Origin of the sequence: Pseudomonas sp. T8 (assembly GCF_024610635.1) — a bacterium.
GTDB classification, from domain to species: domain Bacteria; phylum Pseudomonadota; class Gammaproteobacteria; order Pseudomonadales; family Pseudomonadaceae; genus Aquipseudomonas; species Aquipseudomonas chlororaphis_I.
Map to the genome: position 1 here is coordinate 274,962 of NZ_CP102374.1, position 13,562 is coordinate 288,523.

Consider the following 13,562-nt stretch of genomic DNA (forward strand, 5'->3'; position numbering starts at 1 on the left):
GCGTGGGCGCTGCCTGACGTCAGGCCTGGTTGCCAGCCACAATGGCCGCTTCGTCGCGGCCCTGTTGGGCCAGGCGATTGGTGTAGTCGCCGCGCTCGGCGTCCGGCAATCGGGTGGTGCGCTGGCTGACGCAGCGCTGGTTCCTGCTGTCCCAGACCTGGCCGTCCGGGCAATTGGGGGCGGCCGCCAGCACGCTCGCCAGCAGGCTGCCGGCGAGCAGCAGCGGGGCGCCGAAGACGAGGGGAGGGAGGTTCATCGCGCAGTCTCCATTCGGATAGCGGTCCCCCCATTAAAGGTCCATCGTCCTGGCCGCGCCGCCCAAACTGACAGATTTTTCATGCCGTCAGTCGCCTGGGCGGGGCTATGCTGGGCAGCATTGGCCAATGACCTGGAGGCGACCGATGAAAGACCCGCAACCTTCGATCCATCACGCTGCCGCCGACGGCTACAAGGGCGCGGCCGACACCTATGTGCGTGGCCGCCCGGATTACCCGCCGGCGCTGGACCAGTGGCTGCGCGCCCGCCTGGGCTTGCAGGCCGGCCAGGTGGTGGTCGATCTCGGCGCCGGCACCGGCAAGTTCACCGGGCGTCTATTAGCCACCGGGGCGCGGGTGATTGCCGTGGAGCCAGTGGCGCAAATGCTCACCAAACTCGCCGCCAGCCATCCCCGGGCCGAAGCCCTGAGCGGCTCCGCCACTTCTATTCCGCTGGCCGACGAGTCGGTGGACGCGGTGGTCTGCGCCCAGGCCTTCCACTGGTTCGCCAGCCATGAGGCGTTGAACGAAATCGCCCGGGTGCTCAAGCCGGGCGGCCGCCTGGGCCTGGTGTGGAACCTGCGCGATGCGCGGGTGCCGTGGGTGCAACGCCTGGACCGGATCGTCAACGCCCTGCAAGGCGATACGCCGCGCTATTACACCGGAGCCTGGCGCCAGGCCTTTCCCCATCCACGGTTCACGCCCTTGCAGGAGCAGCATTTCAGCAACAGCCACAGCGGCGCGCCGGAGAATGTGATTTTCGATCGGGTGCGCTCCACCAGTTTCATTGCCGCCTTGCCGGATGCGGAGCGGGCGCAGGTCGACCGGCAGATCGCCGCCCTGATCGCCGAAGAGCCCGAGCTGCGGGGCAAATGCGTGGTCAGCGTGCCTTACGAAACCGCGGCGTTCTGGGCCCACAAAATCCCGTGATCGCGCAATCCCATTGCCCGCAACCTTCCTGTAGGAGCGAGCTTGCTCGCGATGAGCGCAAAGCGCTCGCCTTGAAGATCACCCGTTTAACCTGTGAGTACGCGCGGGTCAGGAATTGAGCGCTACGCGCTCTATCGCGAGCAAGCTCGCTCCTACAGGGGCCGCAGTGTTGCCAGTCCCGGTTTTGGCCGATGCGCTGCCTTACTGCGCGGCACGGGCCCTTGCTATAGTTCGGGCCTCATTTTTTTGCCCGGTAAGGAATGCTGCCCATGTCCGAATATCAAGCCTTTCGCGTCGAACTTGCTGACAACATCGCCCATGTGCAGATCAATCGTCCGGAAAAGATCAACTCGATGAACGCCGCGTTCTGGAGCGAGATCGTCGAGATCTTCCGCTGGATCGACGACACCGACGCGGTCCGCGTGGTGGTGTTGAGCGGCGCCGGCAAGCACTTTTCCTCCGGCATCGACCTGATGATGCTGGCCGGGGTGGCCAACGAACTGGGCAAGGACGTCGGGCGCAACGCGCGCCTGCTGCGGCGCAAGATCCTGCAGCTGCAGGCGTCTTTCAATGCCGTCGACAACTGCCGCAAGCCGGTGCTGGCGGCGATCCAGGGTTACTGCCTGGGCGGCGCCATCGACCTGATCGCCGCTTGCGACATGCGCTACGCCGCCGCGGACGCGCAATTCTCGATCAAGGAAATCGATATCGGCATGGCCGCCGATGTCGGCACTTTGCAACGTTTGCCGCGTATCATCGGTGACGGCATGCTGCGCGAACTGGCTTACACTGGACGCACCTTCGGCGCCGAGGAAGCGCGCAGCATCGGCCTGGTCAATCGCACCTACGCCGACAGCGAAAGCCTGCTCGACGGCGTGATGAGCATTGCCTGGGAAATCGCCAGCAAGTCGCCGATCGCCGTCAGCGGCACCAAGGAAATGATCAGCTACATGCGCGACCATCGCATCGACGACGGCCTGGAATACATCGCTACCTGGAACGCCGCCATGCTGCAATCCACCGACCTGCGCGTGGCCATGGCCGCCCATATGAGCAAACAGAAACCTGAATTTCTGGATTGATTGAACATGACTTCACGCTGGACCACCGCAGTACTGGATATCGACCTTCCCGGCGGCTGGGCCGTGGCCCGCGGCCCGCAGGGCTTTCTGTTCGACGACAACGGCGCGCTGTTCCCTCGCGAATGGCTCAAGCGCCAGGACCTGCCGATCCTCGCCGAGCACGGCATCGGCCACCTGGATGGCGAGCCGGTCTACCTGCTGGAACTCAAGAGCGTTTCCGAGGTGCCGGGATGCAACTGGAAAGGCCTGCGGGCGTTCATGCTCGACGGCGACCACACCCTGTACAAAGTCCTGGGCTATGCCGCGCAGATCGGCACCTGGGCCCGCGAGCACCGCTTCTGCGGCAACTGCGGCCAGCCCATGACCCAGGTGATGCGCGAGCGGGCGATGTACTGCGAGCCATGCGACCTGCGCAGCTACCCACGGATCTCGCCGAGCATGATCGTGCTGATCACCCGTGGCGACGAGGTGCTGCTGGCCCGTTCGCCGCGCTTTGTCCCCGGGGTCTACAGCACCCTGGCCGGGTTCGCCGAGCCGGGCGAGTCGGCCGAGGACTGCCTGGTGCGCGAGGTGCGCGAGGAGGTGCAGATCGAGGTCAAGAATATCCAGTACATCGGCAGCCAGTGCTGGCCGTTCCCGCATTCGATGATGCTGGGGTTTCATGCCGAGTACGCCGGCGGCGAGATTGTGCCGCAGGAAGACGAGATCGAGGATGCGCAGTGGTTCAACGTGCATGCGCTGCCGCCGCTGCCGGCGTCGCGCTCGATTGCCCGCTACCTGATCGATCTGTATGTGGCCCGGCGCCTGGGGTTGGCGGAGCCTGTACTGCCGGGTTGAGCGCCGGCTGGAAGGAAGCTGGAAGAAAACGGGGCGGGCGAATCCATTGGGTTCGCCCGCTGTCGTTTCAGGAGGTCAGACGGCGCTGAACCAGTGCTGCCAGGCCAGGCGCACGGTCAGGCCCAGGACCACGGTGATGAACACCGGGCGAATGAATTTAGCGCCGCCGCTGATGGCGGTGCGGGCGCCGAAGAAGGCGCCGACCATCAACGACAGGCCCATGCTCAGGCCGATGGCCCAATCCACCTGGCCCGAGAAAATGAAGATCGACAGCGCCGCGGCGTTGCTGACGAAGTTCATGCTGCGCGCCACGCCGCTGGCCTTGACCAGGTCGATGGGGTAGAGCAGCAGGCTGCTGACGGTCCAGAAGGCGCCCGTGCCGGGGCCGGCCACGCCGTCGTAGAAACCGAGGCTGAAGCCCTGGGTCGATTGCCACTTTTTCTTGATCGGCGCCTCGCTGTCCAGCGGCGCTTTTGGCGTGCCGCCGAACAGCAGGTACACGCCACAGGCGAAGACGATCACCGGCAGCATCTTGTTCAGCCATTCGGCCGGCAGGTAATGGGCCACCACCGCGCCGGTCAGCGCGCCCACCAGGGTGCCGACGATGGCGTGGGTCCATTGCCGCGGGTGGAACAGCTTGCGCCGGTAGAAGGTGAAGCTGGCGGTGGCCGAGCCAAAGGTCGAACTCAGTTTGTTGGTGCCCAGCACCAGGTGCGGCGGCAGGCCGGCGGTAAGCAGCGCCGGTGTGGTGAGCAGACCGCCACCGCCGGCGATGGCATCGATAAAGCCGGCAATGAAGGCAACGAGGGCAAGAATGGCGAGGGTGGTCAAATCTACGCTGAGTTCGAAAGGCATGGGATCGACTTATTTCGGCGGGGCGCAGAAAAGCTGCGCGAAGGGTCGGTATCTTACCCATAACCTCGGATGCCTGCGACCGCCCCATACTTGTAGGAGCGAGGCTTGCCCGCGATGAGGCCCTTATAAACGCCACAATTCTTTAAGGATAGCGGCGCGGCCACTGACGCCATCGCGGGCAATCGAGCGTCGACCGGCCGCTCCTACAGGAGAGCCTGAGAGGCTGTTATTGGCGTTCGGGGCCGTTGCCGATCTGCCACACGAACGGTGGTTCGCTGCCATTGATCGCCCAGTCGCCGACGATGCGCGCCTTGTAGATCACCGGGTTGTGCGACGACACGGTGCGGGCGTTGCGCCAGTGGCGGTCGAGGGCCTTGCCTTGACGGATGTCCGAAGCGCCGAGGGCATTGAACAGTTCGCTGGTGGCGCGCTGGATCAGCTCGGTGACCACCACCTGGGCCGTGGCCGACTGGATTTCCGCCGCGACATTGGCCGCCCGTTCCGCCTCGTCATTACCGGCAAAACGCGCCAGGTAGGCCTGCTGCGCCGGCTCCGCCGCGCGCACCGCGCTGGCCTCGGCGGCGTACACCAGGGCCGAGATCTCGCCGACCACCTGCTGCACCTGGGCATCCTCGCTGACCCGTGGCGCGTTGCCGTGGCTGTAGATGCGCTTGCGGGTGCGCACCTCGTGGGCCACATCGCGCAGGGCGGCGCGGCCGATGCCCGCCAGCGTCGCCAGCAGCACCAACTGGTAGAAGGCCGTCTGGTATTTGAAGCGGGTGGCGAAGTCGATAAGGTTCTCGGCTTCCACTTCGGCATCGACAAAATGCGCGGTGCCGCTGCCGGTGGTGCGCTGGCCGAAGCCGTCCCAGTCGTCGCTCTGCACGATGCCCGGCTGGCGGGTGCGCACGGCGGCGATCACGTCGCCACCGGTGTCGCTGCGGCGGGCGTAGACATCGATCCAGTCGGAGAAAATGCTCCCGGTGCTGTAGAACTTCTCGCCGTTGAGCCGCCATTTGTCGCCATCCGGCGAGACCCGGGTGATCACGTCGCCGATGGCCACGTTGCCGATCTCGGTCCAGGCGCAGCCGACGATGTCGCCGTCGACGAAACGCTTGAACCACAGGTCCCGCGCCGGCCCCGGGGCGGCGTTGAGCCGGTCCTCGGCAAAGGCGAAGTGCCCGCGCAAGGCTTGCGGCACGTTGGAGTCGGCCTCGGCCAACTCGATCAGCAGTTGGAACAACTGCGGTAGGGAGGCGCCGCCGCCACCGTATTCCACGGGCACCCGCACTGCGCCAAAGCCGGCTTCCTTGAGCCACAGGATCGCCTCGTACGGCAGGCTGCGCGATTGCTCGCGGGCCACCGCGCCGGCGGCGATCCGGCTGAAGATCGGCCGGAAGCGCCCGGCCAGGGCTTCGTAGTCGACGCCTACGGACAATGGGTTGATCACCTGGTGTTCGGTCATGGGCACAGCTCCTTCTCAGCAATAAATTGGCTCGGCAGTGAAAAGCGTGACTTCTGCGGAGCGGATTGCACGGTCCGTGCCGGGAGGCGGGTAGCCGTAATCAGCGGGCCGGGCGCAGGAAGGCTCGCCGGCAACTGTTGCCCAGCCAACAGCGCATCAACAAATCGACCTGTTGATGGAGGAGACGACGGTCTACCTGTAGCCGCTGCCGCAGGCTGCGATCGGCTGCGCAGCAGACGCCGCTTTTGCCGACGCAGGAAGGCCCTTAGGGCCTTTGCGCAGCCTGCGGCAGCGGCTACAGGGCGAGTGTCTTCTGGCGTTTTGTGGCTGGCACGGTTGCTGCTCTATTCCCCGGACACTTCAGTCGCGAGGACAAGCCAATGAGTCAGCAAGCCGTGAAATTTGCCTACTGGGTGCCGAACGTCAGCGGTGGGCTGGTGGTCAGCAAGATCGAGCAGCGCACCCACTGGGGCATCGACTACAACCGCAAGCTGGCGCAGCTGGCCGAGGCCGCCGGGTTCGAATACGCCCTGACCCAGATCCGCTTCACCGCCGGCTATGGCGCCGAGTTCCAGCATGAGTCCGTGGCGTTCAGCCATGCGCTGCTGGCCGCCACCGAGAAGCTCAAGGTGATCGCCGCGATCCTGCCCGGCCCCTGGCAGCCGGCGTTGGCGGCCAAGCAGCTGGCGACCATCGACCAACTGACCCATGGCCGGATCGCGGTGAACATCGTCAGCGGCTGGTTCAAGGGCGAATTCCAGGCCATCGGCGAACACTGGCTGGAGCACGACGAGCGTTATCGGCGTTCCGAAGAATTCATCCGTTCCCTCAAGGGCATCTGGAGCCAGGACAACTTCAGCTTCCGCGGCGACTTCTATCGCTTCGACAACTACAGCCTCAAGCCCAAGCCGCTGGGCCAGCCGGAAGTGTTCCAGGGCGGCAGCTCCCGAGCCGCGCGGGACATGGCCGCGCGGGTGTCCGATTGGTATTTCACCAACGGCAACACGCCGGAAGGTATCAAGGCCCAGGTCGACGACATTCGCGCCAAGGCCGCGGCGAACCATCATTCGGTGAAGGTCGGGGTCAATGCCTTCGTGATTGCCCGCGACACCGAGGAAGAAGCGCGCGCGGTGCTGGCCGAGATCATCGACCAGGCCGACCCGGAAGCGGTGAATGCCTTTGGCGATGCGGCGAAACAGGCGGGCAAGGCGTCGCCGGAAGGCGAGGGCAACTGGGCCAAGTCCACCTTCGAGGACCTGGTGCAGTACAACGACGGGTTCAAGACCAACCTGATCGGCACGCCACAGCAAATCGCCGAGCGCATCGTCGCCTTGAAGGCGGTGGGCGTGGACCTGGTGCTGGCGGGGTTCCTGCATTTCCAGGAAGAGGTGGAGTACTTCGGCAAGCGCGTATTGCCACTGGTGCGCGAGCTGGAAGCCAAGGCGGCGCTAAAGCGCGAGGATGCCGCGGCTTGAGGTGGACTGTAGGAGCGAAGCTTGCTCGCGATAGCGGTTTAGCGGACACACCGCGTCGCCAGTATCGCGCGCAATCGAGCGTCGACCGGCCGCTCCTACAGAAGCGGGTTACAGGCCCAGTTCGGACAGCCCCGGATGGTCATCCGGGCGCCGGCCCAGCGGCCAGTGGAACTTGCGCTCGCTTTCCTTGATCGGCATGTCGTTGATGCAGGCGTAGCGGTTGGACATCAGGCCGTGCTCGTCGAACTCCCAGTTCTCGTTGCCGTAGGAACGGAACCAGTTGCCCGAGTCGTCGTGCCATTCGTAGGCATAACGCACGGCGATGCGGTTGTCGGTAAAGGCCCAGAGTTCCTTGATCAGGCGGTAGTCCAGTTCCTTGGCCCATTTGCGGGTCAAAAAGCCCTTGGCTTCTTCGCGGTTGTGGGCGAACTCGGCGCGGTTACGCCATTGGGTGTCCAGGGTGTAGGCCAGGGACACTCGCTGCGGGTCGCGGGAGTTCCAACCGTCTTCGGCCAGGCGGATCTTTTCAATGGCCGATTCGCGGGTGAAAGGGGGAAGTGGCGGACGAACTTCAGCGTTAGATGACATGTAAAGTCTCCAATGAAAGTTGAGGTTCAGCAGGGTGTCGAACTTGTTTTAAACGATTACAGGTCCAATAACTTTCGCGCCATGCATTGCGCATTATCGGCGGCACTGCGATCACCCATCACAAGTGCAACGGTAATGGCGCCGTCGATCAGGATCAGCAGCTGCCTGGCTTGCTCCTCCGGATCCTCGGTGCCGTGTTTTTCAGCAATGTGTGCCTTGCAGAGCTCGAGCACGTAGTCGAGCAGTTTCTGTTTGTGTTCCCTGGCCACCACCCGTACCGGGTCCTGCGGGTCGCCGGTCTCGCCGCTGGTATTGATGAAGGCGCAGCCGCGAAAGTCCTCCGAGGCGAACCAGTCGCCCAGCACCGTGAACAGGTTGAGCAGGCGCGCGGCCGGCGTCGGGGCCTTGCCCACCTCGCGGGTGAACCAGTGCATCCAGCGCAGGTCGCGGCGCTGCAGGGCGGCCACCACCAGCTCGTCCTTGGTGGTGAAGTAGCGGTAGATGCTTTTTCTGGAGACGCCGGCGGTCTTCACCAGAAGATCCATGCCAGTGGCGGCGATGCCACTTTTGTAGATCAACTTTTCGGTGACATCCAGAATGATGTCGCGTGTGTCGTTGCTAGTGATTTCGTTCATGTGGCGCACAGTAGAACGATCGTTCTCCTTGGTCAATAAGTTATTTTTCCACACGCGAAATTATTGTCGTCGCTTATCCCGTTGCGAGCGGTTGTGCGGCGGGGACGAAGGACAGGCGACAAATCTTCACAGCGACCCGCAAGACCCGAACCGGCACCTTGGTGTAAGCTCTTGCGCTCTTTTGGATTCGACCTTCTGCGAGCCCTATGCCGTCGCTTTTCAAACGTTCCCTGCTGCCCAAATTGCGCAGCTTCCCGCTGGCTGCCGATGACCTGACCATCCTCAATGGCGCCGCCGAATTCCGCCGTTGCCTGCTGGAGAAAATCGCCCAGGCCACCCGGCGCATCTATATCGTCGCGCTGTACCTGCAACAGGACGAGGCCGGCCAGGAAATTCTCGATGCCTTGCACGCCGCCAAGGCCGCGCGCCCGGAGCTGGACGTGGTGGTCGTGGTCGACTGGCTGCGCGCCCAGCGCGGGCTGATCGGCGCCGGCAAGCAGCCGGGCAACTCGGCCTGGTACCAGGAAATGACCCGTACCCACGCCAGTGAGGTGCCGGTGTACGGCGTGCCGGTGCAGACCCGCGAGCTGTTCGGCGTGCTGCACCTGAAGGGTTTCGTGATCGACGATTGCGTGATCTACAGCGGCGCCAGCCTGAACAACGTGTACCTGCACAAGTTCGACAAGTACCGCTTCGACCGCTACCACCTGCTGCACAACCGCGAGCTGGCCGACTCCATGCAGCACCTGGTCCAGCATGGCCTGGTGGCGTCGCGGGCGGTGCATCGCCTGGACCTGCCGAACCTGCCGACCACCCGCAGCCTGCGCAACGACATCGGCGACCTGCGCAGCCGCCTCAAGCACGCGGCCTACGACACCAGTGCCGGTGGGGTGCTCAAGGACACACTGTCGGTCAGCCCGCTGCTCGGGGTGGGCAAGAACAACCCGCTGAGCCGGGTCATCTGCGAACTGATCGCCAGCGCCCAGCAGCAACTGACCATCTGCACGCCGTACTTCAACCTGCCGCTGGCGGTGACCCGGGAAATCAATCGCGCCCTGGCGCGCGGGGTGAAGATCGACATTATCGTCGGCGACAAGACCGCCAACGACTTCTACATTCCGCCGAGCGAGCCGTTCAAGGTCATCGCCGCGCTGCCTTATCTGTACGAGATCAGCCTGCGGCGCTTCGCCAAGCGGCATCAGAAGGCCATCGACAGCGGCCGCCTGAACCTGCACCTGTGGCGCGACGGCGACAATACCTACCACCTCAAGGGCATGTGGGTGGACCAGCGCTACACCCTGCTCACCGGCAACAACCTCAACCCGCGGGCCTTCCGCCTCGACCTGGAAAACGCCTTGCTGCTCGACGACCCCAAGGGCGAGTTGCTGGAGCCGCGGCGCCAGGAGCTGGAAACGATCTTCCGCCACACCCAGCGCATCGAGCACTTCCAGCGCCTGGAAACCCTGGTGGACTACCCGGCGGCGGTCGGCAAGTTCCTGCGCCGGGTCAGCCGGGTGCGGATCGAGCGGTTGCTCTACCGCATCCTCTGAGGTCCGCGGCGAACGATCCACGATGGGGTCGTTCTTGCTGGCCCTGAAGCCCCTGCGGGGCTTATCGCAACCTGCGGCAGCGGCTACACGGAGCCAGGCCCCGATCCCTGTAGCCGCTGCCGAGCCCGCGAGGCTGCGACAAGGCCCGCAGGGCCTTCATCGGTCTCGAGATCGCCGCGCCCCTTCGGGAGGTACGCAGCCTGCGGCAGCGGCTACAGCGGTATCGGCGCTCGATCAGATGGGGCTTTTCGCCGCCGGCCAGCTCGCCACCAACAGCAGCAACAGCGTGGCAATCAGGTAGGGCAGGCGCGGTTCGACGGCGTAGATCAGCGAGCCGGCCAACGGGCCGATCACCACGCCGAACCCCTGGGCCGCGCCAATCGAACCGGCGGTGGCGCCTTGTTCGGAGGTGTCCACCGCGTTGGCCGCCAGGGCGGAGAAGGACGGGAAGATCGCGCCCATGCCCGCCGCCGAGACAAAAAAGCCCAGCCACAGCCCCCAGGCATTTTCCACCAGCATGCAGCCGGCAAAGCCACTGGCGGCCAGCAGCGCGCCGGCGCGGATCATCTGCAGCGGTGGCCATTCGAGTTTGCGCACCACCAGTTGCGAGCAGATCAGCGCCACGCCGACCATGGCCAGGGCGATACCGGCGGCCTGGGCGGCGTCGGCGCTGTCCAGGCCCAGGCGGTCGAGGGCGTAGAAGCTCACGGTGATCTGCGCGATGGACACGCAAAGCATGGCGACGAAGGCCACCGCCATGGGTCGGCGCAGCCGCGGGTCGCTCAGGCGTACCGAGCGCGGCGCCTGCTTGAGGTGCAGTTCCTGGCGCGGCAGCTTGTACAGCAGCACCAGGAACGCCGCCAGCGGCAGCACGGCCATGGCGTACAGCGGCAGGCTCAGGCTGACCCGGGCGAGCAGCGCGGCCACGGCCGGGCCCAGCACCAGGCCGACGGCATTGGCGGCACCGAGGGTGGCCATGGCGCGGGCCCGATGCTCGGGCTCGACGTTGTCGGCGATCAGGGCAAAGCCGCCCACCGGGATGGCCGCGTAGAACACCCCGATCAGGCCGCGCCCGAGCATCAGGCCGATAAAGGCCAGCCACATGCCCGGCAGCAGGTGCAGCGAGACATCGATAAACAGGCACAGCGCCCAGTAGGCGAGGGTGAAGCCGGCCGTGCCGAGCAACAGCACTCGACGGCGCCCGAAGCGGTCGCTGGCCTGGCCCCAGGGCCGCGCCAGGAGCATCCAGATCACCCCGGACACGGTCACCGCCGCGCCGGCCTGCCAGGTGGCCAGGCCGAGCACACGGACGATCGGGCCGATCAGCGAGACGAAGGCCATCATCGACATGGTGCAGGCCATGTAGGCGAGCATCAGCGGCAAGAGTTTGAACGGGGCGGCGGTCTGCGGCGGTTGGGCCGTTGGGGTGGACATGCAAAATCTTCCATGAAAGTCAGGAGTGCGCGGGACGTTATCGCTAAAACGCGCCGCCGCCCAGGGTTATCGGCGCAGGTGAGGGTAGATCAGCAGCCTGGGTGATGGGGCAAGTCATCGGTACGCCAGCGCTTGTCTGTAGGAGCGAAGCTTGCTCGCGATAAGTTCGCCAGGACGACGCGGTGAAATTTGAATATCGCCGCTGCGCGGCTATCGCGAGCAAGCTTCGCTCCTACGGAAGATCGGGCCGGGTACCCGGAGCTCAGTTCAGCCCCAACTTGCCGCGCAGGGTCGAGAGGTCTTCGGCCAGGGTGTTGACCGGGCCCACCAACGCCTTGCGGTCGTTGTCCTTGACCTTGTCGTAGGTCTCGAAGCCGCCGTCGGCGGTTTTGTACCTGGCCAGGATCTTGTTCACCGTGGCGAAGTTCTTGTCGACCTTGGCGACGAAGGCTGCATCCTGCTTCTCGATCTGCGGGCGGAACAGGTCGACGATTTTCTTCGCCCCGTCGATGTTGCCCTGGAAGTCGTAGAGGTCGGTGTGGCTGTAGCGGTCTTCTTCGCCTGAGACCTTGGTCGCGGCCACTTCCTCCAGCAGGGCGGCGGCGCCGCCGACGACTTTCTCCGGCGGGAAGGTCAGGCCGGCGACGCGGGCCTGCAGGTCCTTGACGTCCTTGTTCAGGCGGTCGGCCAGAGCGTCCAGGCCCTGGGTGGAGTTCTGGGCGAACAGCGAATACTCGATGCGGTGGAAGCCGGTGAAGTCCTCGGCCTCGACGCCTTGTTCGTGGTCGTCGACCCGCGAGTCGATGGCCGCGTCGAGGTCGCTGAACAGCTCGGCGATCGGCTCGATCGACTCGTAGTACACCCGGGTCGGGGCGTAGAGCTTTTTGGCGGTGGCCAGGTCACCTTTCTTCACCGCGTCGGTGAAGGCCTGGGTGTGGCTGGCCAGCTCGTCGAGCTGCTCGGTGACGTAGATCTTGTAGTCGGAAATCGGCCCCACCAGTTCCAGCGGCGATGTGGCGGCCACAGCCGACAGCGGAACATGGAGCAAGCCAAGGGTCAGCAACACAGCAAGGGGCGACTTTTTCATGGGACGTTTCCGTGGGGGTGTGAGTGGTGGTCAGGCGCTGGTTTTCGCTTGGGTGGCCTCGAGCAGCCCGCGACCGAGGAAGTCGCGCTCGCCAGTGACGCCGGGCAGGGTGAAGAAATACCCGCCGCCGACTGGCTTGAGGTATTCCTCCAGGGGCTCGCCGTTGAGGCGGGTCTGCACCGCGATGAAGCCTTGCTCCAGGTCGGCCTGGTAACAGATGAACAGCAGGCCCATGTCCAGCTGGCCGTTCTTGTTCACGCCGTTGGAGTAGTTGAACGGCCGGCGCAGGATCAGGTTGCGCTGGGTTTCGGCGGTGCGCGGGTTGGCCAGGCGGATATGGGCGTCGAGCTTGGTCAGCTGGCCGTGGGGATCCTTGCGGTAGTCCGGCACCTGGTGTTCCTGCTGGCCATCCATGGGCGCCCCCGAGGCCTTGACCCGGCCGATGATGCTTTCTTGTTCCTGCAAGGGCGTGCGGTCCCAGCGCTCGACGAAGTTGCGGATGATGCGCACCGCCTGATAGCTGCCATGGGCGGCCCAGGCCGGTTCGTCGCTGCCGGGCTGGACCCAGACGATCTGCTCCATGGCCTTGCGATCGTTGGAGTCGGGGTTGGCCGAGCCGTCGCGAAAACCCAGGAAGTTGCGCGCGCTCTGCGCCGGTTCGCCAGGACGCGCCGGGGCCTGGGGCGGCACGCTGCCTTCCTGCTTCCAGCGCACCAGCAGCAGGTCCGGCAGGTTTTTCACAATGTCGCGCAGGGCGTGGATATTGGTGTCGGCGGTGTTGGAGCAGAACTGCAGGCTCAGGTCGCCGTGGCAGCAGTCGGGTTCCAGCGCATCGTTGGGGAAGCCGACCATGCGTATCAGGCGCTTGGGTTTGGCCGCGGCCAGGCCGAAGCGCTCATCGAACAGCGAAGCGCCCACCGAGACGGTGATGGTCAGGTTGTCCGGGGTCACCACGGGGCCGAGGATGCCCGAGTCCAGCGGCGGCAGTTTCGGGTCGACCTGGGGGACCGGGCCGCCGGTCATGAGGAACTTGATGCGCTGGTCGAGGGTGCGCAGCAGTCGCTCCAGGTCTTCGCGATCACTGGCCAGCACGTCGAACGACACCAGCATGCCGGCCGCCGGGCGCGGGGTGACGATGCCGCTTTGATGCTGGCCGTGGAAATCGTGGCGGTCCTGGGTCTTGTCGCTGCTCGGGGCTTCTGTGACCTGGGCGGTGGTTTTCCCGGTCTGGGCTGCCATTGCCGGGCAGCTCAGGCTGCTGCCGGCCAGGGCGACACCGGCGGCGCCCATGCCCAGCAGTACACGGCGGCGTTGGGCGGAGAAAGCTGGATTGGATGGATCTGAGTCGTTCATCGGGCGGGCGTCTTCTG

The 13,562-nt window shown here is 65.2% G+C and carries 13 protein-coding genes; 5 read left to right on the forward strand and 8 right to left on the reverse strand.

Annotated features, from left to right (window positions below; all coding sequences use genetic code 11):
- Positions 1 to 19: 19 nt before the first annotated feature.
- Complete coding sequence (locus NRG23_RS01240; protein WP_009049282.1) at positions 20 to 256, reverse strand: hypothetical protein; 237 nt, start codon at positions 254 to 256, stop codon at positions 20 to 22.
- 145 nt (positions 257 to 401) lie between these two features.
- On the opposite strand from NRG23_RS01240, the gene NRG23_RS01245 reads away from it, so the two are divergent.
- The 3 genes from NRG23_RS01245 (at position 402) to nudC (ending at position 3,103) form a co-directional block, all read left to right on the forward strand.
- On the forward strand, positions 402 to 1,184 hold the full coding sequence (locus NRG23_RS01245; RefSeq protein ID WP_257373529.1) for a class I SAM-dependent methyltransferase: 783 nt from the start codon (positions 402 to 404) through the stop codon (positions 1,182 to 1,184).
- A 269-nt stretch (positions 1,185 to 1,453) separates the two neighbouring features.
- Positions 1,454 to 2,266, forward strand: coding sequence for a crotonase/enoyl-CoA hydratase family protein (locus NRG23_RS01250; RefSeq protein WP_016704155.1), 813 nt, complete (start codon positions 1,454 to 1,456; stop codon positions 2,264 to 2,266).
- A gap of 6 nt (positions 2,267 to 2,272) precedes the next feature.
- Positions 2,273 to 3,103, forward strand: a complete 831-nt coding sequence (gene nudC, locus NRG23_RS01255; RefSeq protein WP_009049279.1) for an NAD(+) diphosphatase — start codon at positions 2,273 to 2,275, stop codon at positions 3,101 to 3,103.
- A gap of 75 nt (positions 3,104 to 3,178) precedes the next feature.
- Here nudC and NRG23_RS01260 read toward each other — a convergent pair whose 3' ends face one another.
- Together NRG23_RS01260 and NRG23_RS01265 are read right to left on the reverse strand one after the other, a co-directional pair.
- Positions 3,179 to 3,958, reverse strand: coding sequence for a TSUP family transporter (locus tag NRG23_RS01260; RefSeq protein ID WP_009044159.1), 780 nt, complete (start codon positions 3,956 to 3,958; stop codon positions 3,179 to 3,181).
- Between the two features lie 226 nt (positions 3,959 to 4,184).
- The gene (locus NRG23_RS01265) at positions 4,185 to 5,423 is read right to left on the reverse strand and encodes an acyl-CoA dehydrogenase family protein (RefSeq protein ID WP_257373530.1); all 1,239 of its coding nucleotides are present in this window, start codon (positions 5,421 to 5,423) and stop codon (positions 4,185 to 4,187) included.
- Positions 5,424 to 5,803: 380 nt separating this feature from the next.
- Between NRG23_RS01265 and sfnG the strand changes: the two genes are divergently transcribed.
- Positions 5,804 to 6,898: a dimethylsulfone monooxygenase SfnG gene (sfnG, locus tag NRG23_RS01270; protein ID WP_009049277.1), complete on the forward strand. Its 1,095-nt coding sequence runs from the start codon at positions 5,804 to 5,806 to the stop codon at positions 6,896 to 6,898.
- A gap of 108 nt (positions 6,899 to 7,006) precedes the next feature.
- On the opposite strand, the gene NRG23_RS01275 is transcribed toward sfnG, so the two are convergent.
- Both NRG23_RS01275 and NRG23_RS01280 read right to left on the reverse strand, forming a co-directional pair.
- Entirely contained in the window at positions 7,007 to 7,486 is a 480-nt protein-coding gene (locus NRG23_RS01275; RefSeq protein WP_009049276.1) for a nuclear transport factor 2 family protein, read from the reverse strand.
- A gap of 56 nt (positions 7,487 to 7,542) precedes the next feature.
- A complete protein-coding gene (locus NRG23_RS01280) occupies positions 7,543 to 8,121 on the reverse strand; it encodes a TetR/AcrR family transcriptional regulator (protein WP_009049275.1) in 579 nt (192 codons plus the stop codon).
- A gap of 206 nt (positions 8,122 to 8,327) precedes the next feature.
- Between NRG23_RS01280 and pssA the strand changes: the two genes are divergently transcribed.
- A complete protein-coding gene (pssA, locus tag NRG23_RS01285) occupies positions 8,328 to 9,671 on the forward strand; it encodes a CDP-diacylglycerol--serine O-phosphatidyltransferase (RefSeq protein ID WP_009049274.1) in 1,344 nt (447 codons plus the stop codon).
- 234 nt (positions 9,672 to 9,905) lie between these two features.
- Here the strand turns inward: pssA and NRG23_RS01290 are convergent, their stop codons facing one another.
- The 3 genes from NRG23_RS01290 to efeB form a co-directional block, all read right to left on the reverse strand.
- Positions 9,906 to 11,105 (reverse strand): MFS transporter, encoded by a 1,200-nt coding sequence (locus NRG23_RS01290; protein WP_257373531.1) that lies wholly within the window; start codon positions 11,103 to 11,105, stop codon positions 9,906 to 9,908.
- 262 nt (positions 11,106 to 11,367) lie between these two features.
- A complete protein-coding gene (gene efeO / locus NRG23_RS01295) occupies positions 11,368 to 12,192 on the reverse strand; it encodes an iron uptake system protein EfeO (RefSeq protein WP_038632767.1) in 825 nt (274 codons plus the stop codon).
- Positions 12,193 to 12,222: 30 nt separating this feature from the next.
- Positions 12,223 to 13,545 (reverse strand): iron uptake transporter deferrochelatase/peroxidase subunit, encoded by a 1,323-nt coding sequence (efeB, locus tag NRG23_RS01300; RefSeq protein ID WP_016703820.1) that lies wholly within the window; start codon positions 13,543 to 13,545, stop codon positions 12,223 to 12,225.
- Positions 13,546 to 13,562 lie beyond the last annotated feature (17 nt).